Source organism: Campylobacter corcagiensis, assembly GCF_013201645.1.
Lineage (GTDB): Bacteria > Campylobacterota > Campylobacteria > Campylobacterales > Campylobacteraceae > Campylobacter_B > Campylobacter_B corcagiensis.
Map to the genome: position 1 here is coordinate 433,198 of NZ_CP053842.1, position 20,887 is coordinate 454,084.

Consider the following 20,887-nt stretch of genomic DNA (forward strand, 5'->3'; position numbering starts at 1 on the left):
ATGGTTACTAAAACTGAGTATTTTAACGAACCACTTCATTTAGAGAGTGGACGAATTTTAAATAGCTTTAAGCTTAAGTACGAAAGCTATGGCAAACTAAACGCGGATAAAAGTAACGCTGTAGTGGTTTGCCATGCTTTAACAGGAAGTCATCACGCAGCTGGAAGATATGAAAATGAGACTAAAAGTGGCTGGTGGGACGCTATGATAGGAAGTGGCAAGGCTATTGATACAGATGAGTTTTTTGTAATATGCGTAAATATTTTATCTTCTCCATTTGGTTCAACTTGTCCGCTTGATATAGATGAGAGTAGTGGAAGTGAATATAGACTGAATTTTCCAGTTATTACAATCACTGATGTAGTAAATGCTCAAATGAAACTTTTTTCTAGAATCGGTATAAAAAAAGCTCACGCTATAGTGGGTGGAAGCTTAGGCGGTATGCAGGCACTTTGTTTTGCTATAGAACACCCTGAATTTAGCGATAGAGTAATAATGTTAGCATCAACTTATCAAACCAAAGCCTGGGCGATAGCGTTTAATCGTATAGTCATACATGGTATATTAAATGATGTTCACTTTGATGGTGGTAACTACGATAAAAATTTAGTTAAAATTCACGGCTTGGTTGGTATGGAATTAGGGCGTATGGCGGGGCATATTAGCTTTTTAAGTCCTTATTCTACTGAAGTAAAATTTGGTAGAAACTATGTTGAAACAGATGGTCTTTATGAGTTAAAAGGTAGGTTTCAAGTAGATAGATATATGGAGTATAACGCTTCAAATTTTGCTAAAAGATTTGATCCACTTTGTTATTTGTATATCGCTAAAATGATGAATATCTTTGATGCAACTCGCCACTATGATGACTTAAAAGATGCTTTGTCTAACATAAAAGCAAGACTTACTCTTATATCTTTTCGTGGTGATATGCTTTTTATGCCTAGTGAAATGGAAGAAATTTACTCTACCATGCTTGATCTTGGTAGAAAAAATATGGTAGAGTATTTCAATATAGACAGCAGTTACGGGCATGATGCATTTTTAGTGGAGATAGATAAATTTGATTTTTATGTAAAAAGGGCGATAAAATGGAAGAGAAATTAGAAAAAAGCTTTGAAGAAAATGTTGAAATTTTAAACTCTTATCTTGAAAAGCTAAAAGATGAGAATTTAAACCTAAATGATAGCGTTGAAATTTATAAGCAAGCTTTGAAAATCTTAGTTGAAGCAAAAAATCAACTTCAAGATGCTAAGCTAGAGATCATTGAGATAGATAAGGAGTTAGGCGTTGAGTAAAGTAGCTATCCTTCAGCTTCCTACGCTATCAATGAGCGAGGGTAGGATTGATTATTATATAAGGGCTGTTGTTGATAGTGGGGCAAGTTTAGCTTTAATTGGTGAGTATGTGCTAAATAGCTTTTTTAGTGAGCTTATTAAGATGCCAAAAGCGATGATAAATGAGCAAATCTCACATAAATTAGAGCTTTTTAAAGATATTGCCAAAAGATATGAGATTGATATAGTTGCTCCTTTTATTATAGAAAAAGCAGGTGGATACTATAAAGTTATAGCCAAATTTAGTCCAAAAAGCGTAAGATTTGTTGAACAAAATTTCCTTATGAACTATAGTCATTGGGATGAGAAGAGTTTTTTTAAGAACAAATTTGAAAAAGCAAAATTTTTATGTTTTAATCACAACGGCTTTAAAATAGGAGTTATGGCTGGGTTTGAGACACATTTTGATATAAGCTGGAAGTATATGAGAGATGCTAAAGTGGACGCTGTTTTGGTTCCAACAGCATCTACATTTGAGTCAAATTTAAGATGGGAAAAACTTTTGTCAATGAGAGCTTTTACAAATTTAGTCTATGTTTTAAGGGCAAACCGTGTTGGAAAAGTTAAAATTTCAAACAATCAAAGCTGGGAGTTTTACGGTGATAGTTTTGCAGTTTCACCAAATGGCAAGATTAGTAGTAGGCTTAGTTTTGAAGAGGGGGTTTTACTTTTTGAGTTGTCTAAAAAAGAGATAAAAGATGAGAGAAAACTGTGGAAATTTACAGAAATTTTAAAGGGTATTGATGAGTAACTATTTTCATAGACAAATTCAGCTTTGGGGTGAGCAAACTCAAAATTCTTTAAAGCATAAAAAAATTCTTATCATCGGTAGTGGCGGGCTTGGAAGTTCATTTGCATATGCTTTGGGTGCTAGTGGGATAGGAGAAATTCAAGTTGTTGATTTTGACACTGTATCGCTTCATAATATCCATAGGCAGATTCTTTTTACTTTAAATGATGAGGGTAAATTTAAGGCTGATATCTTTAAAAGTGTGGTTCAAAGCAGATATGATGGCGTAGAAGTTATAACTCACAAGATGAAATTTAGTGAATTTGTATCTAAAAACAGTACTAAATTTGATCTTATTTTTGATGCAACTGATAATTTAGAAACAAGGTCTTGTATAGATAAATTCGCAAAAAACACAAATACACCTTGGATTTATGCATCTACTCAAGCTTTTCACTCTCAGGTTTGCTTTTTTGATAAAGCAAGCTTTAAACCGCTTTTAAAAGATGGTATAAATCCTGAGGGTTTGGCAGCACCGATTGTAATGTTTGCAGCTAGTTTTAGTGCAAATTTAGGGCTTAGGTATTTAGCAAATTTAGATGTTAAAAAAGATACTCTTTACTATCTAGACATAAGTTCAGGCGAATTAAAAGTCAGTAAATTTAGTTTACAAAAGCCCTAAATTTAGGGCTTTTAATAATTAAAATTCCAAATTTTTTATAATGTATGGTTTTGTAAATTTATCATCATCTACTATTATTCTGTTTTGAAGAGCTGGGTCTAGTACATAATATATAAATGATACGCTTATGTTTTTAGTATTATCTGGAAGCAGCAGTTTAAACTCTCTACTCTCATAAGGCTTAAGCGTTGTATCGCTTTGGAGATTTTGGGCTGAGTATGAAAGTGTATTTACTCCCATTTTATTTAGATATACTTTTTTAAACTCAATATTTTCTTTTTTTATCTCTTTTTTATCACTATCTAGATAGCTAATCTGTGCTATTAAACTTCGCCCACTAAAACCAGTTGGAAAGTTGTGAGAGATTAGGTTTGATACGGTTAGTGTTGCTTCATTTGAATTTATAGAAATTTCAGCATCAATTGCATCTGTAAGTAGCTGTTTATTGTTTCTTGCGCCAGCAAAAAGGTGATCTCTTATGTCTCTTTTTACTGCATCGTTTGGTTTTATAAGAGGTGATATAATGCCTTGTTTAGGCTCTCCCATATGGCAGTCTACACATCTTTGTGTATCTTTGCTTGATAGATACTCATTTCCTGTATTATAAGTTGATAATTCATTTGCTAAGCCTTTTCCTTGATGGCAAGATAGACATAGATCATTTCCACTTTTAAAATGCTCTCTTGATACACTTGTGTGAAAACCAGCTCTATTTTTAGGGTCATCATATGGTCCTGCTATCTCATCACCTTTTGTCCAGCTAAAATTTTGATATCCAACTCCGATATTTGATATATTATCTACATTATGACATATATAACAGCTTATTCCGTTTTGAATATGTGTTGCTTCAAGGGCATTTTGTGCCTTTTTTGTCGACTCAGTTTCTATACCAAAAGCTTGAGCTATGATAAAAGTTTCATCAACATTTTTAATTTCAAGTCTTGGGTTGTGGCAGTTTGCACAACTTATCAAAACCTCATCATATGGTTTGTGGGTTTCGCTTGATACGAGTCTAACGGCTGCTCTAAAAAGTGGATTGTTATTTTCATGGCTTATAGCATGAAGTGATGTTTTCCACATACCAAACTGCTCTTCATGACAGGTTTTGCAATTATTTGGGTCTATAAATCTATGCGTTATAGCACTGCTTGCGTTAATGTAAGATACTAAAGCTAAAATTAGCAAAGAGCTTTTTAAAAAGAATTTCACAATAATCCTTATTTTTAATATTTTAATATAAGTTTAAATTATATATAACTTAAACTTAGAATTTGATTAAATGGTTATATTTTTAAACATTCCATAAATTTAAGTAGTTTTTGGTAAAATATCACTTAAAAAGTAATTTTAAGGAAAATTTTGAAAAAAGTTCATTTCATAGGTATCGGGGGCATTGGGATTTCAGCATTAGCTAGGTTTTTAAAAGAGCAAAATTTTATCATAACTGGTTCAGATATAAAGCAAAGTGATACTATAAAAGATCTAAGAGATGAGGGTATGAGTGTTAGTGTACCTCACTCTAAAGATGTAATAAAAGACCAAGATATTGTGATCTACTCAGCAGCTATTAAAGATGATAATGTAGAGCTTATAGAGGCTAGAAAAAAAGGCATTACTTGTCTTTCTCGAAAAGAGGCTTTGCCAATTGTTTTAAAAGATAAAAAAGTCTTTTCGGTTGCAGGAGCTCATGGAAAAAGCACAACTTCAGCAATGCTAGCAAGTTTGGTTGAAGGAAGCGTTATAATAGGAGCTATCTCAAAAGCTTTTGGGTCAAATATGAAGTATTTTGAGAGTGAAAATATCATCTTTGAAGCCGATGAGAGCGATAGCAGCTTTTTAAACTCAAACCCTTATTTAGCTGTAGTTACAAACGCAGAACCAGAACATATGGAGCATTATGATTTTGATACAGACAAGTTTTATGCGGCATATCGTGGTTTTTTAGAAAGAGCTAAAATTTGCGTAATAAATGCTGAAGATGAGTTTTTGGGAAGCTTGAAAAAAGAGTGCATTAAACTCTATCCAAGTAAGGATATTACCGATATAAAGCTTGTTTTAAGGGATTATGAACCATATATGAGTTTTAATCTTAAAAATTTAGGTAGATTTGAAGTTTTTGGCATTGGAGAACATATCGCAATTGATGCAAGTTTGGCTATTTTAGCAGCAGCTTGCGAAGTTGGGCTTGAAAGTGTTAGAGAGAATTTGCTTGAGTATAAAGGGATAAAAAGACGATTTGATATTTTAGAAGCTAGTAAGGATTTTGTCTTAATTGATGATTATGGACACCATCCAACAGAGATTAAAGCAACTTTAAAAAGCGTTAAAGAGTATGCGAATTTATTAGGAATTTCAAAGATTACAGCGATATTTCAGCCACACCGCTATACTCGTTTAAAAGCAAACTTAAAAGGATTTAAAGAGTGTTTTAAGGAGGCTGATGAGCTTGTGATTTTACCTGTTTATAGTGCAGGAGAAGCTGATAATGGCATAGATTTAAAAAAGGAATTTAAAGAGTTAAATCCACTTTTTACAGACAGAATAAAAGGGCTTGATAAAAAAGTGGAATTTATAGATATTTATGGTGTAAAGCATCTTTTGGATAAAGGCATAGTTATTGGTTTTGGAGCAGGCGATATAAGCCTTCAAATAAGGGGAATGCTGTGAGAGTTATACTTTTTTTGATATTTATACTTGCTATTTTGGTGTTTTTATCCATAAGTGAAGATAAGCTCAACAAAAAGATGAAGCTAGGAGTTGTTGGAATTTTAGTGCTGTTTTTGGCTATTTTTTATATCTATGAAAGTAGCGCTAAAAAAGATATAGAAAATGCAAAAGATCTATCTATGAGCTTTTTACAAGGTGAAAATTTAAAATGTAACGGCGTGGATGTAAATTCTACAAATTTTATATATCTTGAAAAGATGGATAGTTTTTTAGCCAGACAAGGAGCTAGTGAGAAATTTATTGGCTTACAATTTAGTATAGATGAGTGTAAGAAGTGAGAGAGCTTTTTAAAAGAGTCGATTTAGATGAGTATTTAGCTAAATTTGAAAGCTTTTTAGCGCGTCCTAAGGAGCTGTTTTTAGAAGGCGATAGCAAGGTAAACTACGAACAAATTTTAGAACTAGCTAAATTTGATATCACTCCACCACCAAATATAACAAATTTAGATGATGCTTTGATGAGAATTTCTAAATTTGGAGTTTTGCATATCAGTGAAATTTATGAGTTTACTAAGATTATAAACTATTTTTCTTATATCAAAAAATTTAAATTTGAAGGTTCTTTAAATTCATGGCTTTTAAAGATAGAAATTCCTACTATACTGCTCAAAATTTCAAACTACTTTGATGATGAAGGCAAATTTAAAGATGAAGTTGATAGTAGATTTTACTCCTTAAAAGAGTCATACCGCGTAAAAAAAGAGCAAATTAATTCTGAACTTAAAAAGCTACTTTATACCAAAAGTTTAGCTCCATATCTTGTTGATACTCAAATTCACTACGTAAATGAAGCAGAAACTATTCTAGTTCGTGGCGGTTTTAATCACGCATTAAAAGGGCAAGTTATCGGTAGAAGTAGTGGCGGGTATTTTTATGTATCGCCAAATTCTATATCTAATCTTAAAAGCCAGCAAGCTGAAATTTTAGATAGTATTCAAGAAGTTATTTATGAACATTGTAAAGAGATAAGTTCTGTTTTTAATAAAAATTTGCTTTTTTTACGCTTTATAAACAGAGCTTTTGATAAGCTTGATAGCCTTTTGGCTAGGGCATTTTTAGCAAAAAGCCAGGATTTAGAATTTTTACTAAGCGATAACTCAAAAGATATTGTTATTAAGGATTTTGCTCATCCAGCCCTTAAAAATCCAAAAAAAATTAGCTTAAATTTTAGTAAAAAAGTCCTACTTATCACAGGTGTAAATGCTGGTGGAAAATCAATGCTTTTAAAAAGCATCTTAAGTGTAGCACTTTTATCAAAATACCTTCTTCCTATGAGAATAAAAGCAGATGCTTCAAAGGTGGGCAATTTTAAGGATTTTGAACTTATTATGGAAGACCCACAAGATTCTAAAAACGACATTTCAACATTTGCTGGAAGAATGCTTAGTTTTAGTAAGCTTTTTGGGCGTAAAAATTTGCTACTTGGAGTTGATGAGATAGAACTTGGTACTGACTTTGAAGAGGCAGCTTCGCTTTACTCTGTGATGATAGAACAGCTAATGAAAAGTGATGTTAAAATGGTCATCACAACTCACCATAAACGCCTTGCTATGCTTCTTTCAAAAGATAGTGAAGTTGAGTTGATAGCGGCTTTATATGATGAAAAGCAAGGAGTTCCAAAGTTTGAGTTTTTAGAGGGCATAATAGGCAAAAGTTACGCTTTTGAAACCGCACTTCGCTACAATATACCACCAAATTTAGTGGCAAAAGCTAAAGAAATTTATGGCGTTGATAAAGAAAATTTAAATGAAGCTATCACGAAGGCTATAAATTTAGAACTTGAGTTAAAAGAAAAAATCGTATCTACAGATGAAAAAGAGAAAAAGCTTGACAAACTACTTGAGAGCTTAAAAGATCAAAAAACAAAAGCAGATGAAAAGATCCAAAGCGAGATAAAACGCCTTGAGATGGAGTATTATAAGGCTATAAATGAAGCAAAAAGAGGTATAAATTTAAAAGATATAAAAGACAAGCAGCGAAGCATCAATAAAGCAAATGATCTAATAAATGCCGTAAAAAAACCGCCTAAAATTTCAAAACCATATGAATTTAAGGTGGGCGATTTTGTAAAATATGGAAGTGTTAAAGGCGAAATCATAGCGATCAATAAAAAAGAAGCGACAGTTTTAAGTGATGGATTAAAGCTTAGAGTTGGACTAAATTTGCTAAATCCTAGCAGTAAGCCACTACAACCTAAAAAGCAAAGCGTAAAAATAAGTGTAAATAAACCTACAAATCCAGAACTTATACTAGACCTTCACGGGCTTAGGGTTGATGAAGCGATGAATCGTTTAGATAAATTTATATCTGATAGTTTGGTTTTGGGTTTTGATGAGATTGTGGTAAAGCATGGAATTGGCACAGGAAAGCTAAGTGCTGCTGTGAAGGAGTTTTTAAAAGCTCACCCTAGCGTGGTTAGTTTTAGAGATGGAGCGCCTAGTGAAGGTGGATATGGTTCAAAGGTTATAAAGCTGTGATAGAGTCATTTTTAGCTGGAATTCTTCTTGGTTGGGGAGTTGCAATTCCTGTTGGCCCAATAACAGTTCTTATGATGTCATATGCTCTTCAAAGCTACACAAAGTCTCTTTGTATCGGTCTTGGGGCTAGTTTTGTGGATATGGTTTATCTTGGGCTGATTTTGTTTGGAATGACTCAAATTTTTAATAATGAGATATTTATCAAGGTTTTTTCAGTTTTTGGGGCGTGTTATTTGACATATATGGCATGGGGAATTTATAAAGGCATGAATAGCAACATAAAAGCTGTTAAAACTCAACAAAATTCACATATAAAAATGTTTATAAAAGGTATGCTTTTAAATATAACAAATCCATATGTTATGATGTTTTGGTTTAGTATGGCAACTACGCTAGTTTCAGGTGATAATAGCTTTATTTCGATGCTTAGTGGGCTTTGGATTGGCATAGTTAGCTGGATAGCATTTTTTCCATATGTGGTTTATAAAAGTAGAGATTTTTTAAGCAAAAAGATAATTAATGCTTTAAATTGGGGCTCAATTGCTATTATAATGGGTTTTGTATTTTATATATTGTATAATACTTTTTTGAAAATTCATTGATAAAGGGGATAAAGTGAAAGTTATTTCGACAAACAAAGCAGCTCAGGCCATAGGTCCTTACTCTCAAGCTATAAAAACTTCGGGGTTGATCTTTACTTCAGGACAAATTCCATACACAAAAGATGGAAAGTTAGCTGGAGAGAGCATTGAAGAGCAAACAAAGCAGGTTTTAGAAAATTTAAAAGCCATCTTAGATGAAGCTGGTGCTAAATTTGAAGATGTTATAAAGACAACGATTTTTTTAGCTGATATTAATGATTTTGATAAGGTTAATGAAATTTATGCACAAACTTTTAGTTCTCATAAACCAGCAAGAAGTTGTGTTGAGGTTTCAAGACTGCCAAAAGATGTAAAAATAGAGATAGAACTAATCGCAAAAGCTTAAAATATCGGCAAATGATTTTAAATAGAGTTGATCAGATTTTACTTGATTTTTCTTTTAGAGAGATATCAGGTTTTAAAAGATTTTTGATTGAGTTTTGGTTTTTTGGTATAAAGCAAGCTAGAGCTTGTCTTTTTGCAGGGCTGTTTTTTATAGCCTTGTTCTTGGTTCCTAGAGATGGATTTTTGGGAATTTATAGATATGATTTGCTTCTTATCATAGCTCTTTTAATTCAAATTTTTATGTTTGTTTTTAGGCTCGAGAGTAAGGATGAAGTAAAAGCTATATGCGTTTTTCATCTACTAGGATTTATCTTAGAGGTTTTTAAAGTTAGTATTGGTTCTTGGAGCTATACTGACTTTGCTTATACTAAGATTTTAGGGGTTCCTCTTTTTTCTGGCTTTATGTATGCAGCAGTTGGGTCATATATAGTTCAGTGCTATAGACTTTTTGATCTTAAAGTTTATCACTATCCGCCTCAAATTTTAGCTGTTTTTACATCTGCTCTTATTTATATAAATTTCTTTACCCATCACTATGTTGGGGATTTTAGATACTATATTATGGCATTTATTTTAGGACTTTATGCTAGAACTTTTGTATGTTTTACACCGCTTGATATAGTTCGTAAAATGCCACTTATTTTAGCTTTTATTTTGATCGGGTTTTTTATATGGTTTGCGGAAAATATATGTACATTTTTTGAAATTTATAGCTACCCAAACCAGCTTGGAGCTTGGGATAAAGTAAGCTTTGGTAAGTGGAATTCATGGAGTTTGCTTGTGGTTTTAACCTTTACTATAACGGTATTTTTAAAAGATATTAAAAAAAGAGTCTTTGTAGCTGTAGTAAGCTAAAACACTAAATTCCAAAGTATAGATATCCACGTTATCATAGCCATTGATATGCTTAAAAACACAGCCCCACTTCCAGCATCTTTTGCTTGTTTAGCAAGTATGTGGTATTCGTTTGTAACTATATCAATACACCTTTCAATGGCTGAGTTGATACACTCAACTATTAGTATGATAACCATAGAACCAGCTAGCAGCAAATGTTCGCTTAAGCTTACATCTAAAAATAGCGAAATTATTATAAAAGGAGCTATAATGAAAAACTCTAACTTAAATGAGCTTTCATCTCTAAATACCATTCTAAGCCCACTAAGGGCGTAGCTTGTGTTTTTAAAAAGGCTGTATTTTGGTTGATTTCTAGATTTGTTATCTAAATTTTGCATCTATTTTCCAAAAATTCTACTAAAAAGGCTTTTTGGTTGAAATCTCTCCATACTTTGTGTAAACATTCCAGCTTCAGCTATACAAGCGTTTCTAAAGACTTTGTTTAGTACTTTTCCATCTTCACTTTCATAGCTTATATCAGCTATTTTTTCGTTTAAGAACTGCTCGATTTTTCTTGCTGTATTTATAAAGCTTTCGTTTTTGTGCATATCTATCCATGATTTGTAAGCACTACTAGTTTTGCTAAGTTCTTGAGCGATATCGTAAAGTCCTATAGAATAAGGTGCAGTTGCTACTAAAATTTCAGGTATTGAGTAGGTATTTGCTACATCTATTAAGTATCTTGAGTAGGCTATTGTTCCAACTCCTTCGTCTGTTTTATCCATATCATCTATAGAAACTCCAGCTTCATCACAGTAGTTAATATGGTGAAAAATTTCTAAATTTACTAAATTTTCAAGGAGATTAAAAAAGAAATTCATATCTTCAAAATCTCTACTTTTATACATAGCTAAAGCAAAAAATCTACTAAAATGCCTTAAAAAAAGATAGTCTTGAATGAGATAATCTTTAAAAGCATCTTGGCTTAGTTTTGAGGTTTTAATCAAATTTATAAACTCGTGATGTATAAATTTATCCCAAACATCAATATTTTTATCTATAAGTCCTTGAAGTGTCATGAGCATCCTTTTTGTTTAAGTAATAAATACTACTATATAATAGTAACAAATTCATAAATAATATACTAAATTTAAGCAGAATTTACAGCCATTTAAGTATAATGATTTTTATGAGAATTTTGGTTTTTTTATCGGTTTTTTTTCTAAATTTTATATTTTGCGTGGAGTTTAGTGATTTTAGTGGCAAGAAACTAAGCCAGTGTCAAAATGTCCATATTGCAGAAAATATGGCTAATAAAGAGCTATATTATTGTGATTTAAAAGAACTAGCTTATCATATGCAAAGTGAAGATATTAAATTTAGCTCAATCAAAGCTTTAGTTGATGGTAAATTTATAAAAAATCCACTCTACACCATTGAAAATGGAAATTTAAAAGTTTTAAAAGATGAAAAAAAAGAGCTTAAAATTTTGGATTTAGACTCTGCTTTTAGTGTGGCTTATGAGCTTAAATCAAAAGAGATTGAGGCTAAAAGATCTAAAAATTTAAAGAAATTTTATCCAATGGGAAAAAGAATTTATGAAAAGCTTTGTCCTGAAATTTCACTAGTTAATTTTGCTTATATAAGCCAGTTAAAAGCTGAAATTATAAAAAAATGTAAAGATTTAGATGATAGAAAAGCTCAACTTGTGGCTGAATTTTTGTGGGCAAATTTAAGTGGTGATGCTATTAAATTTGAAGCTTTTGAACATGAAAAATGCCCAGTTTGTGGGATGTTTGTCTATAAATATCCAAGATGGGCTGCTGTTTTTGGAGAGCTTGACAGCAAAGACAGACTTGTATTTGATGGAGTAAAAGATGCTATGAAATTTTACTTTGATTATGAAAAATACGGGCGTAGGGATTTTAAATTTAATGGTGGTTTTGTGAGTGATTATTACACTGGAAATATGATTGATATAACTAAGGCTTATTTTGTGGCAGGAAGCGATGTTTTAGGTCCGATGGGAGATGAATTAATAGCATTTTTAAATCAAAGCGATGCAAGGGCTTTTAGGCTTGAACACCGAGGCAGAGAAATCTTGAAATTTGATGATATTACTAAGTGTGTAGTTTTAGATTTGGATGGAAAAAGCTGTGAAAAAGAGTAGATTTTACATATTATGCGTAGTTTTATTTGGTTTTTTAGTTTTTGAAATTTTATATTTTAGCACTAAAGATTATAAAGTAGAAAGTAAACTAAATTTTATCAAAACTACAGGAATGACAAGCTTTGCTTTTAACACGCAAACTCCATATCAACGCCATCCAAATTTACATGGAATAAATCAAATTTACACCACCCATCCAGCATTTAAAAAAAGCGATATGGCTAGCTTTGTAAACTCAGTTAATAGTAGTAAAAATTTAGGAGAGTAAATGAAAACGATTTTTGACTACACGCTTTCAAGTATAACTCGTTATGGATATAAAAATTTAGCATTGATGGTGATATTTGCATTTTTAGTTTTTTTAATGAGTTGTGCTATGATGATAACAAATTCGCTAAATAAAGAGTATAAGCTAATAAGTAAGGATTTTCCAGAACTACTTGTCCAAAAAAATATCGGCGGCAGAAACGTTCCTATAAATGCAAGTGATATGGATACATTTTGGGATTATCCAAGCATATCAAGCATAGAAGGTAGGGTTTGGGGGCAGTATTACTTTGAGAGAAATCAAATTTATCTAACTATTTTTGGGATTAAAACTTTTACTGATTACTATATGGATGATATCAAAAAAGTAGCTGAGAATTTTCCAGAAGGTGAGAATTTGATGGTTGCAAGTCCTGAAGTTTTAAAATTTTTTAAAGACGATATCTATGTTTATGGTGGGATACCGTTTTTTACTCCTGATAATAGTTTGATTAAAGTATCAGTTGGCGGAGAGTTTAAATTTAAAAATGCTCTTGAAAATGCCGATATTATAATGCTTGATGAAAATGTTACTCGTAAAATTTTAGGGCTTAGCGATGACTTTTATACAGATTTTGTTATTAGAGTTTTAAATCATGAAGAAGTAGACCTAACTGCTGATAAAATTCGTATATCAAATCCTACTTTAAAAGTGATAACAAAAGATGAAATGTTAAGGCAGTATCAGCTTTTATATGATTATAAAAGTGGCTGGTTTTTGATGCTTTTGATGATTTCATTTGTTACATACGCAATAATTTTATATGATAAAGCTAGTGGATTAAGAAGTGAAGAAAGGCGTGAAATAGGCATTTTAAAGGCTTTAGGGTGGGAAATTTCTCATATTATTAGATATAAGCTTTTAGAAGCTAGCATTATGTCTGTTTTGGCTTTTTTAGTTGGGCTTATTGCTGCTATATTTTTTGTATATGGCTTAAATGCACCTTTTTTGATAAGAATTTTTAGCGGTTACGATGAGTTAAAACCTAGCTTTGAACTCATGTTTAGTGTTGATTTTAGACTTATAGCTTTACTATTTTTTACAACCGTGCCACTATATATAGCTGTTTGTATCATACCTGCTTGGAAAGTTGCAAGCTGGGATGCTGGGGAGGTGCTAAGATGATTAGTTTAAATGGAGTTTCTAAAATTTTTAATGAGGGAAAAAGTACTGAATTTAGCGCGGTTAGTGATATAAATTTTAGTGTAAAAGAGGGTGAGACTTTTTTCTTAAAAGGTATAAGCGGAAGTGGTAAAAGTACACTTTTAGCCTTGATTGCTGGGCTTTATAAACCAACAAGTGGAACCATTTTTATAGATAAAACTGATATAACAAAGCTTTCTATTAAATTTGCATCTAAATTTAGACGCGAAAATTTAGGCATTATTTTTCAAAATTTTAATCTTATTCCAACTCTAAATGTCCTTGATAATGTGCTTTTGCCAACTCTTCCTGATGGAAGTGGCAGTATAAAAAAAGCCAAAGAGTTACTAGATAAATTTCACTTAATAGATAAAGAAAAAGTCTTAGTAAAAAGCTTAAGCGGTGGCGAACAGCAACGCGTTGCTATAATTAGAGCTTTGATTAATGACCCTAAAATCATCCTAGCGGATGAGCCAACTGCAAATTTGGATGCAAAACTTAGTCAAAATCTTTTAGAGTATTTTAAGGATATGAGTGATAAGACGATAATTATCTCAACGCATGATCCGTTTTTATTAAATAGCGGCATAGCAGATGCCTCATATGAGCTTAATAAGGAGCATAAATGAACTATATTTTAACGCTTTTTATAGTGCAGTTTGTGCTTATTTTGCTTGGTTTTGTGGGATTTATTTTTGCTATAAATATCGTAAAAAACTATAATCCTGAAATTTCATCTACAAAGCAGTTTAATCTAGCAAAAAATGGCTATTTAATCTCAACTATCATCGCTTTTATTTTGATAGTAAAGCTTCCTTTGTTTTTGTATTTTATCTGGACCATGGATGAGATAAGTGGTTTTGTGCCAGGAGCGATGTGTGCAGCAGGAATTGTTAGTGCTACAAACTACGGCGTACCGATGTTTTTTATAAAAATTATAAATCTTTTTTTACTTTCAGCTTGGCTATTAGTTCATTTTGAAGATTCAAAGACGATTGATTCTAAATTTTTAAAGCTTAAATTTAAGCTTTTTTTACCACTTTTTGCTCTTTTGGTTGTGGAATTTGTATTAGAAATTCTGCATTTTAAAGGAATTTCTTTAGAGCGTCCGGTTTTGTGCTGTAGTGATCTTTTTTCTACTCTTCCAGATAGTAAGCTTAAATTTTGGTATTCAAGTGGGTTTTTACTATCTTCGTTTTATATATTTTTTATAGCTTTATTTGTTTCAGCATATTTTAAAATAGATATTTTTGTAGGATTTTTCTCGCCAGTTTTTATGATTATCTCTTGGCAAGCACTTATTAGATTTTTCTCGCCTTATATTTATGAGTTGCCAACTCATAAATGCCCTTATTGCCTGCTTCAAGGGGATTATGGCTATGTTGGGTATTTTGTTTATATTTTGATATTTATAGGGACCTTGCCAGGACTTTTTGTATTTATTTTAGAAATTTTAAATAGAGAACAAAATCCATATCTTTATAAAATTTCAATGGTTGCAAACTCTATTTTAGTGCTACTTTTAAGCTACTATCCGCTAGCTTATTATATAAAAAATGGGGTTTGGTTGTGAGATAAATTTATAAAATTTAGAGTGGTTTTAGCCACTCTAAATTAATAACTAGCTAATGGCTCTCCACTTTCTACAACTCCACCAACTTTTACAAAGACCTCTTTTATCTCTCCATCTTTTGGGGCAACTACTTCTATTTCCATTTTCATAGCTTCTAGAACCACAATAGGTTGACCAGCTTTTACCTTTTCTCCTGGTTTTACTAAGACCTTGTAAACATTAGCTGCTATCTCAGATAAGATGTCATTTTCAGAGATAGTTCTTGTTTTTGGAGCATTTTCTCCTTCTTTAAATACACTTACAACTTCAATATTTGCATCATGACCATAAGCTATAGAAGTGTTGTATTTAACGCCATTTACCACGATAGTATAATCACCTTGTTTTATAGGGGTTTGATTTGAATTTCCACCTTTTCTTACCTTTATGTCACCGTGACCTTTTAAGAAATTTAGCCCCTTATCTTTACAAGCTAGATAGATAAATATGTTTTCATCTGTAGCTTCAATGCCCTCTTTTTCAAGAACACTTCTAGCAAATTCACTGCTTTTACTATAATCTTCATCAGCTATATCAATAGCACTTCTTGTAGTTGGTTCAAGTTTGAGCTCATTTTTAGCTAGTTCTATAATTTTTGAATCAGCCGGCACAGGGGTTTTACCAAAGTATCCTAGAACCATTTTGCCATAACCTTCAGCTATTTTTTTCCAAGGTCCAAACATTACATTATTAAATGCTTGTTGGAAGTAAAACTGACTAACTGGCGTTACGCTTGTTCCAAATCCACCTTTTTCTACCACTTCACGCATAGCTTTTATAACTTCTGGAAATTTATCTAAGATATTGTTATCTCTCATCATTTGGGTATTTGCAGTAAGTGCTCCACCTGGCATCGGTGAAAATGGTATTATAGGATTTACTTTAGTTGCTTCAGGTGGCATAAAGTAATCTTTCAAGCACTCATAAAGAACCTCTTCATATTTTAGAATTTTTTCAGGATCAAGACCGCCAAGATCGTAATCTTTGCCTTTTGTGGCATGAATTAGAGTTAATATGTCAGGTTGGCTTGTTCCACCACTTACTGGATGAGCTGCTAAGTCTATACCATCTACGCCAGCTTCAAGCGCAGCTAAATAGCACCCAACGCTAACTCCAGCTGTTTCATGTGTATGAAGTCTGATATGTGTATCTTGTGGAAGTAGTTTTCTAGCTATTTTTATTGTTTCATAAACTTTTTGTGGGCTTGAAGTTCCACTTGCATCTTTAAAACACAAACTATCAAAAGGAATTTCACTTTTTAAAATTTCTCTTAAAACTTTTTCGTAAAATGCCGCGTCGTGTGCGCCTTTGCATCCAAGTGGAAGATCCATCATGGTTATAACTATCTCATGTTTTAGCCCATGATGAGTGATTCTTTCGCCACTATATTTTAAATTTTCTACATCATTTAACGCATCAAAATTTCTAATAGTAGTCGTGCCATGTTTTTTAAACAGTTTTGCGTGTAAATCTATCATTTCACGGCTTCCAGTATCAAGTGTTACGGTGTTTATTCCACGACTTAAGGTTTGAAGATTTACATCTTTTCCTACAATTTCGCGGAATTTATCCATCATATCAAAAGCATTTTCATTTAGATAGAAAAACAGACTTTGAAACCTAGCTCCACCACCAAATTCAAAGTGAGTAATACCAGCTTCTTTTGCTGCACTTACTGCTGGTAGAAAATCATCCATCAAAACTCTTGCTCCAAAGACAGATTGAAATCCATCTCTAAAAGTCGTATCCATAATATCAATAAATTTCTTTGCCATTTTTGTCCTTTATAGTCACAATGATTGATAATTTTATCAAATTTTAACATTAACTATCCTTAACATTTCAAATTTATACCAAATTTTAGGTGGTTTGAGATATACTATGTGTAATTAAATTTTACTTTGTTTAGGAGTTTGAAATGCAAGAAAAGCACTATGAAGTTGTAGTTATTGGTGGGGGGATAAGTGGTACGGCACTAGCTTATACTTTAGCTAGATATACAAATATTAAAAGCTTAGCTTTAGTTGAGAAATACTACGGCTTTTCAACACTTAACTCAAAACGCACCTCAAACTCTCAGACTATTCACTGCGGAGATATAGAGACAAATTACGATTATAAAAAAGCTGCCAAAGTTAAAGAAAATGCTGATATGGTGGTAAATTACTGTACTAGAAATGGCTATGAGAACAAATTTATATTTCAAACGCAAAAAATAGCCCTTGGTGTAGGGGAAAAAGAAGTAGATGAGATAAGAAAGAGATTTGCTGAGTTTAGAACTCTTTATCCATATCTTGAACTTTATGAAAAGAGTGATTTAAAAGAGATTGAACCACGAGTTGTATTTGATGAAAATGCTAACGAACGCCCTGAAAATATCGTAGCTATGGGCGTAAGAAGTGGTGTTTATACGACTGTAGATTATGGTGCTATGAGTGTTAGCTTTATAGAAAATGCCAAAAAAGAGAATAAAATTTTTGATACTTACTTAAATTCAGAAGTGATAAATATAGACCAAATCGGCTCTAAATTTTACATACAGACAAAAAATCATCTCTCTATTAGTGCTGATTATGTTGTTGTAAACTCAGGTGCTCACTCACTTTTCTTAGCACATAAAATGGGCGAAGGCAAGGAGTATGGCACGGTTTCAATAGCAGGTAGCTTTTATATGTCAAAAATGAAACTTTTAAATGGCAAGGTTTATATGGTTCAAAACCCAAAGCTTCCATTTGCTGCACTTCATGGTGATCCTGATTTAACTTCTAAAAATGGTGCTACTCGTTTTGGACCAACTGCTCTAATTCTTCCAAAGCTAGAGCGTTATCACGGGCTAAAAAGTGTGCCAGAGTTTTTTAATGCTTTATCTTTTGACAGGGATATTTTAGCAGTAGCAAAAGAGCTTTTTAGCGATAAAGAGATAAGAAGCTACATTCTTAGAAATCTTCTTTTTGAAGTTCCTATTTATAATAAAAAACTTTTTGTAAAAGATGCTAGAAAAATAGTGCCATCTTTAAAAGCTAGTGATATCTACTACGCTAAGGGTTTTGGCGGAGTTAGACCTCAAGCTATTGATAAGAAAAACAAAAAGCTTTTACTAGGCGAGGCAAGTATAAATACTGATTATGGCATTGTTTTTAATATGACTCCAAGTCCAGGTGCTACAAGCTGTTTAGGAAATGCTAGAAAAGATGCCATCTTAGCGTGTGATTTTCTAGGCAAAAGCTTTGATGATGCTAAATTCACACTTGAGATTTGCTAATGAGTGAACTTGATTTTTATGCTAAGGTAGAAGAAATTTTAGGCTTTGATGAGGCAAAATATGAGCTTTATAAGGTTTTTTTAAATAAAATTTCAAGCTTAAATTTTAAAAGCTTTAAAGCGCTTGATTTTGGTTGTGGAAGTGGTGAGTTTGCTAAGCTTTTAGCTCAGCATTTTGATGTAACTTGCGTTGATAAAAGCGAGCAAATGGTTAAAATTTGCTTATCAAAAGGTTTAAATGCAAAGTGCGTGGACTTATCAAATTTTAACTGTGATTTTGATTTGATAACTGCTAGTTTTGATGTGGTAAATTATATTAAAAATTTAGATGAGTTTTTAAAAGATGCATCAAATGCCCTTAAAAATGGTGGGTATTTACTTTTTGATGTAAATTCCTACTTTGGTTTTAACGATGTCGCTCAAGGCGTTTTACATCAAAAAGATGGTGAAAATCACCTTATAGTAGATGCTATTTTTGATGATAATATTTTAGAGAGTGAGTTTATCTATTTTAAAAAAGATAGCTCTAAATATAGTAAATTTTCTAAAGTTATAAAGCAGTATTATCACCCAAAAACAAATTTTAAAAGCAGAGAAAATTTAGAGCTTTTAAGTTGTGAAGATCTGAATTTGTATGGTTATGAAAAGAGTGATAAGTGGCTTTTGTGTTTCCAAAAAGCAGTTTAGTTTGGATAAATTTATATATAAATTTTAAAAGGATAAAAGATGAATAAAAAGACCAAAATTTTAGCGACAATAGGTCCAGCAAGTGATAATTTAGATACCATAATAGAACTTGCAAAATCAGGAGTAAACGCCTTTAGAATGAACTTTAGCCATGGCGATCACGCTTATCATAAGTCAAATTTAGATAAGATAAAAGAGGCTGAAAAAATCACAGGAAAAAGGCTTGGAATTTTTCAAGATATAAGCGGCCCAAAGGTTAGAGTTGGTAAGCTTGAAGAGATGTTTAGCCTTCATGCTGGAGATACTTTGACTTTTATAAAAGATGAAATAGTTGGAAAAAAAATAGATGAAAAAAGCTACAAACTATCTATAAATCACCCTGAAATTTTATCTCTTATGAAAGAAGGCGAGTTTATATATCTTTGTGATGGAGCTATAAGAGCAAAAGTTATAAAAGCTAGTGATGATGAGATTGTGGCAACTTTGGAAAACAGTGGAATTCTTACTTCAAATAAAGGTGTAAATTTTCCAAATACCAGAATAGATATCGATGTAATTACCCAAAAAGATATGAAAGATTTAGAGTGGGGCGCTAAAAATGGCGTACATTTTGTGGCTGTATCTTTTGTCCAAAAAGCTAGTGATGTTTTAAGGGTTAGAAGAATTTTAGATGAGCTTGGAAGTAAGGCTAGGATTTTTGCAAAGATTGAGAAATTTGACGCTGTTGAAAACATCGATGATATCATTGAGGCAAGTGATGGGATAATGGTAGCTCGTGGCGATCTTGGAATAGAAGTGCCTTACTATGAAGTACCAAACATTCAAAAAATGATCATCAAAAAAGCAAACGCAAAAGCTCGTCCAGTCATCACAGCAACTCAGATGATGCTAAGTATGACAGAAAATGAAAGAGCAACTAGAGCTGAGATAAGCGATGTGGCAAATGCTGTTTTAGACGGAACTGATGCTGTTATGTTAAGCGAAGAGAGTGCTGTTGGAAAGCATCCTGCTCAGGTTGTTAAAGCAATGACAAACACCATAAAAGAGATAGAAAAAATTTATCCTTACAATAGAAATATGGAGTGCTTTGATGAGACTGATATGGTGGCAAACAGCACCGTTAGCCTTGCGACAAACATAAAAGCTACAGCGATTTTATCTATCACAGGTTCTGGTCGTTCTGCTATAAAAATGGCAAGAAATCGCCCTTGTATGCCGATATATGGTGTAAGTCACGATGAAGAGACTGCTCACTTTTTAACTCTAGCTTGGGGCGTAAAACCGATAATGGTAAAAGAGAAAAAAGATGTTGATTTTCTTATAGCTGATACTATAGTGGAAGCTTATAATAAGGGCTTTATAGATGAAAATCAAACCTATATCATGACAGCAGGTTTTCCAACAGGCATAGCAGGAAGCACAAACTATATCCGTATAATCAAAAAAGATCAGATTGATTACTATAAAGATGTAGTTAGGATAAAAGAGAGCATTAAGGTTCGCTAAATTTTAAGGGGCTAAATTTGCCCCTTTTATGTAGCTAATAATTAGTAAATTTAAAGATTATATTTGATTTAATCTTCTTTACCAGCTTTAATAGCTTCTAGTCTATTTTGTCATTTATTTAAAGAATCTTTTGATTTTTCCATAGACTTTTTACTACTCTCGCTTAAATATGTCTCATAGCTATTTTTATCGGTATTGTAAGATAATTCGGCTGTTTTTAGCATAGACAAAAAAGCACTAATCTCCATTGCATTATCACACTCTTTTTGTTCTTTTTTACTAAGTTTTTCTTTGTTGCAATCAAGAGAATTAATCTCATCTGGATTATTAGCAAAATAAGCTTTTGTTCTTACTTCACCACCATTACAACCACTAAAGATAAACCCCAACAAAACACAAACTGAAAAAACTTTTTCATCTCAA

General features: G+C 32.2%; 23 protein-coding genes. 18 read left to right on the forward strand and 5 right to left on the reverse strand.

The window, feature by feature from the left end; genetic code table 11:
• Genes metX through CCORG_RS02340 form a run of 4 tightly spaced genes read left to right on the forward strand, consistent with a single transcriptional unit; the run spans window position 1 to window position 2,749 of the window.
• Window positions 1-1,107, forward strand: a complete 1,107-nt coding sequence (gene metX / locus CCORG_RS02325; protein WP_025803041.1) for a homoserine O-acetyltransferase MetX — start codon at window positions 1-3, stop codon at window positions 1,105-1,107.
• The gene (gene xseB, locus CCORG_RS02330) at window positions 1,092-1,298 is read left to right on the forward strand and encodes an exodeoxyribonuclease VII small subunit (protein ID WP_025803040.1); all 207 of its coding nucleotides are present in this window, start codon (window positions 1,092-1,094) and stop codon (window positions 1,296-1,298) included. Before metX ends, xseB begins: the two co-directional genes overlap by 16 nt.
• Entirely contained in the window at window positions 1,291-2,088 is a 798-nt protein-coding gene (locus tag CCORG_RS02335; protein ID WP_025803039.1) for a carbon-nitrogen hydrolase family protein, read from the forward strand. Before xseB ends, CCORG_RS02335 begins: the two co-directional genes overlap by 8 nt.
• Window positions 2,081-2,749 (forward strand): HesA/MoeB/ThiF family protein, encoded by a 669-nt coding sequence (locus CCORG_RS02340; RefSeq protein ID WP_025803038.1) that lies wholly within the window; start codon window positions 2,081-2,083, stop codon window positions 2,747-2,749. Before CCORG_RS02335 ends, CCORG_RS02340 begins: the two co-directional genes overlap by 8 nt.
• Window positions 2,750-2,767: 18 nt before the next feature.
• Here CCORG_RS02340 and CCORG_RS02345 read toward each other — a convergent pair whose 3' ends face one another.
• The gene (locus CCORG_RS02345) at window positions 2,768-3,961 is read right to left on the reverse strand and encodes a multiheme c-type cytochrome (RefSeq protein WP_025803037.1); all 1,194 of its coding nucleotides are present in this window, start codon (window positions 3,959-3,961) and stop codon (window positions 2,768-2,770) included.
• A gap of 150 nt (window positions 3,962-4,111) precedes the next feature.
• On the opposite strand from CCORG_RS02345, the gene murC reads away from it, so the two are divergent.
• From murC to CCORG_RS02375, 6 genes are read left to right on the forward strand one after another with little or no spacing between them, the layout of a single operon-like run.
• A complete protein-coding gene (gene murC, locus CCORG_RS02350; RefSeq protein ID WP_025803036.1) occupies window positions 4,112-5,419 on the forward strand; it encodes a UDP-N-acetylmuramate--L-alanine ligase in 1,308 nt (435 codons plus the stop codon).
• Entirely contained in the window at window positions 5,416-5,757 is a 342-nt protein-coding gene (locus CCORG_RS02355; RefSeq protein ID WP_025803035.1) for a hypothetical protein, read from the forward strand. Before murC ends, CCORG_RS02355 begins: the two co-directional genes overlap by 4 nt.
• The gene (locus tag CCORG_RS02360; protein ID WP_025803034.1) at window positions 5,754-7,955 is read left to right on the forward strand and encodes an endonuclease MutS2; all 2,202 of its coding nucleotides are present in this window, start codon (window positions 5,754-5,756) and stop codon (window positions 7,953-7,955) included. The genes CCORG_RS02355 and CCORG_RS02360 overlap by 4 nt, the downstream gene beginning before the upstream one ends.
• Window positions 7,952-8,557 carry a LysE family translocator gene (locus tag CCORG_RS02365; protein WP_051487259.1) on the forward strand — a complete coding sequence of 202 codons (606 nt, stop codon included), beginning with the start codon at window positions 7,952-7,954 and terminating at the stop codon, window positions 8,555-8,557. Before CCORG_RS02360 ends, CCORG_RS02365 begins: the two co-directional genes overlap by 4 nt.
• Window positions 8,558-8,570: 13 nt before the next feature.
• Complete coding sequence (locus CCORG_RS02370; RefSeq protein ID WP_025803032.1) at window positions 8,571-8,942, forward strand: RidA family protein; 372 nt, start codon at window positions 8,571-8,573, stop codon at window positions 8,940-8,942.
• A gap of 11 nt (window positions 8,943-8,953) precedes the next feature.
• Complete coding sequence (locus CCORG_RS02375; protein ID WP_025803031.1) at window positions 8,954-9,796, forward strand: DUF817 domain-containing protein; 843 nt, start codon at window positions 8,954-8,956, stop codon at window positions 9,794-9,796.
• Here CCORG_RS02375 and CCORG_RS02380 read toward each other — a convergent pair.
• Together CCORG_RS02380 and CCORG_RS02385 are read right to left on the reverse strand one after the other, a co-directional pair.
• On the reverse strand, window positions 9,793-10,176 hold the full coding sequence (locus CCORG_RS02380; RefSeq protein WP_025803030.1) for a diacylglycerol kinase: 384 nt from the start codon (window positions 10,174-10,176) through the stop codon (window positions 9,793-9,795). The two genes, CCORG_RS02375 and CCORG_RS02380, sit on opposite strands and share 4 nt — an antisense overlap.
• Window positions 10,177-10,857 (reverse strand): TenA family protein, encoded by a 681-nt coding sequence (locus CCORG_RS02385; protein ID WP_025803029.1) that lies wholly within the window; start codon window positions 10,855-10,857, stop codon window positions 10,177-10,179.
• A 110-nt stretch (window positions 10,858-10,967) separates the two neighbouring features.
• Here CCORG_RS02385 and CCORG_RS02390 point away from each other — a divergent pair, with 110 nt between their 5' ends.
• From CCORG_RS02390 to CCORG_RS02410, 5 genes are read left to right on the forward strand one after another with little or no spacing between them, the layout of a single operon-like run.
• Complete coding sequence (locus CCORG_RS02390) at window positions 10,968-11,948, forward strand: nitrous oxide reductase accessory protein NosL (protein WP_025803028.1); 981 nt, start codon at window positions 10,968-10,970, stop codon at window positions 11,946-11,948.
• Window positions 11,935-12,216: a hypothetical protein gene (locus CCORG_RS02395; RefSeq protein ID WP_025803027.1), complete on the forward strand. Its 282-nt coding sequence runs from the start codon at window positions 11,935-11,937 to the stop codon at window positions 12,214-12,216. Before CCORG_RS02390 ends, CCORG_RS02395 begins: the two co-directional genes overlap by 14 nt.
• Window positions 12,217-13,380 (forward strand): ABC transporter permease, encoded by a 1,164-nt coding sequence (locus tag CCORG_RS02400; RefSeq protein ID WP_025803026.1) that lies wholly within the window; start codon window positions 12,217-12,219, stop codon window positions 13,378-13,380.
• The gene (locus CCORG_RS02405) at window positions 13,377-14,027 is read left to right on the forward strand and encodes an ABC transporter ATP-binding protein (protein WP_025803025.1); all 651 of its coding nucleotides are present in this window, start codon (window positions 13,377-13,379) and stop codon (window positions 14,025-14,027) included. The genes CCORG_RS02400 and CCORG_RS02405 overlap by 4 nt, the downstream gene beginning before the upstream one ends.
• Complete coding sequence (locus tag CCORG_RS02410; RefSeq protein ID WP_025803024.1) at window positions 14,024-14,971, forward strand: hypothetical protein; 948 nt, start codon at window positions 14,024-14,026, stop codon at window positions 14,969-14,971. Before CCORG_RS02405 ends, CCORG_RS02410 begins: the two co-directional genes overlap by 4 nt.
• A 41-nt stretch (window positions 14,972-15,012) precedes the next feature.
• Here CCORG_RS02410 and CCORG_RS02415 read toward each other — a convergent pair whose 3' ends face one another.
• Entirely contained in the window at window positions 15,013-16,785 is a 1,773-nt protein-coding gene (locus CCORG_RS02415; RefSeq protein WP_025803023.1) for a biotin/lipoyl-containing protein, read from the reverse strand.
• 143 nt (window positions 16,786-16,928) lie between these two features.
• Here CCORG_RS02415 and CCORG_RS02420 point away from each other — a divergent pair, with 143 nt between their 5' ends.
• Genes CCORG_RS02420 through pyk form a run of 3 tightly spaced genes read left to right on the forward strand, consistent with a single transcriptional unit; the run spans window position 16,929 to window position 20,464 of the window.
• Window positions 16,929-18,272 carry an FAD-dependent oxidoreductase gene (locus CCORG_RS02420; RefSeq protein WP_025803022.1) on the forward strand — a complete coding sequence of 448 codons (1,344 nt, stop codon included), beginning with the start codon at window positions 16,929-16,931 and terminating at the stop codon, window positions 18,270-18,272.
• Complete coding sequence (locus CCORG_RS02425; RefSeq protein ID WP_025803021.1) at window positions 18,272-18,958, forward strand: class I SAM-dependent DNA methyltransferase; 687 nt, start codon at window positions 18,272-18,274, stop codon at window positions 18,956-18,958. The genes CCORG_RS02420 and CCORG_RS02425 overlap by 1 nt, the downstream gene beginning before the upstream one ends.
• A gap of 39 nt (window positions 18,959-18,997) precedes the next feature.
• The gene (gene pyk, locus CCORG_RS02430) at window positions 18,998-20,464 is read left to right on the forward strand and encodes a pyruvate kinase (RefSeq protein ID WP_025803020.1); all 1,467 of its coding nucleotides are present in this window, start codon (window positions 18,998-19,000) and stop codon (window positions 20,462-20,464) included.
• Window positions 20,465-20,574: 110 nt separating this feature from the next.
• On the opposite strand, the gene CCORG_RS02435 is transcribed toward pyk, so the two are convergent.
• Entirely contained in the window at window positions 20,575-20,853 is a 279-nt protein-coding gene (locus CCORG_RS02435) for a hypothetical protein (protein WP_152534257.1), read from the reverse strand.
• Window positions 20,854-20,887: the final 34 nt, after the last annotated feature.

What these genes read in the sequence shown, in the direction of transcription:
- metX (WP_025803041.1), top strand. Translation starts at nt 1, where the DNA reads ATGGTTACTAAAACTGAGTATTTTAACGAACCACTTCATTTAGAGAGT.
- xseB (WP_025803040.1), top strand. Translation starts at nt 1,092, where the DNA reads ATGGAAGAGAAATTAGAAAAAAGCTTTGAAGAAAATGTTGAAATTTTA.
- CCORG_RS02340 (WP_025803038.1), top strand. Translation starts at nt 2,081, where the DNA reads ATGAGTAACTATTTTCATAGACAAATTCAGCTTTGGGGTGAGCAAACT.
- CCORG_RS02375 (WP_025803031.1), top strand. Translation starts at nt 8,954, where the DNA reads ATGATTTTAAATAGAGTTGATCAGATTTTACTTGATTTTTCTTTTAGA.
- CCORG_RS02380 (WP_025803030.1), bottom strand. Translation starts at nt 10,176, where the DNA reads ATGCAAAATTTAGATAACAAATCTAGAAATCAACCAAAATACAGCCTT.
- CCORG_RS02385 (WP_025803029.1), bottom strand. Translation starts at nt 10,857, where the DNA reads ATGACACTTCAAGGACTTATAGATAAAAATATTGATGTTTGGGATAAA.
- CCORG_RS02390 (WP_025803028.1), top strand. Translation starts at nt 10,968, where the DNA reads ATGAGAATTTTGGTTTTTTTATCGGTTTTTTTTCTAAATTTTATATTT.
- CCORG_RS02400 (WP_025803026.1), top strand. Translation starts at nt 12,217, where the DNA reads ATGAAAACGATTTTTGACTACACGCTTTCAAGTATAACTCGTTATGGA.
- CCORG_RS02405 (WP_025803025.1), top strand. Translation starts at nt 13,377, where the DNA reads ATGATTAGTTTAAATGGAGTTTCTAAAATTTTTAATGAGGGAAAAAGT.
- CCORG_RS02410 (WP_025803024.1), top strand. Translation starts at nt 14,024, where the DNA reads ATGAACTATATTTTAACGCTTTTTATAGTGCAGTTTGTGCTTATTTTG.
- CCORG_RS02415 (WP_025803023.1), bottom strand. Translation starts at nt 16,785, where the DNA reads ATGGCAAAGAAATTTATTGATATTATGGATACGACTTTTAGAGATGGA.
- CCORG_RS02420 (WP_025803022.1), top strand. Translation starts at nt 16,929, where the DNA reads ATGCAAGAAAAGCACTATGAAGTTGTAGTTATTGGTGGGGGGATAAGT.
- CCORG_RS02425 (WP_025803021.1), top strand. Translation starts at nt 18,272, where the DNA reads ATGAGTGAACTTGATTTTTATGCTAAGGTAGAAGAAATTTTAGGCTTT.
- pyk (WP_025803020.1), top strand. Translation starts at nt 18,998, where the DNA reads ATGAATAAAAAGACCAAAATTTTAGCGACAATAGGTCCAGCAAGTGAT.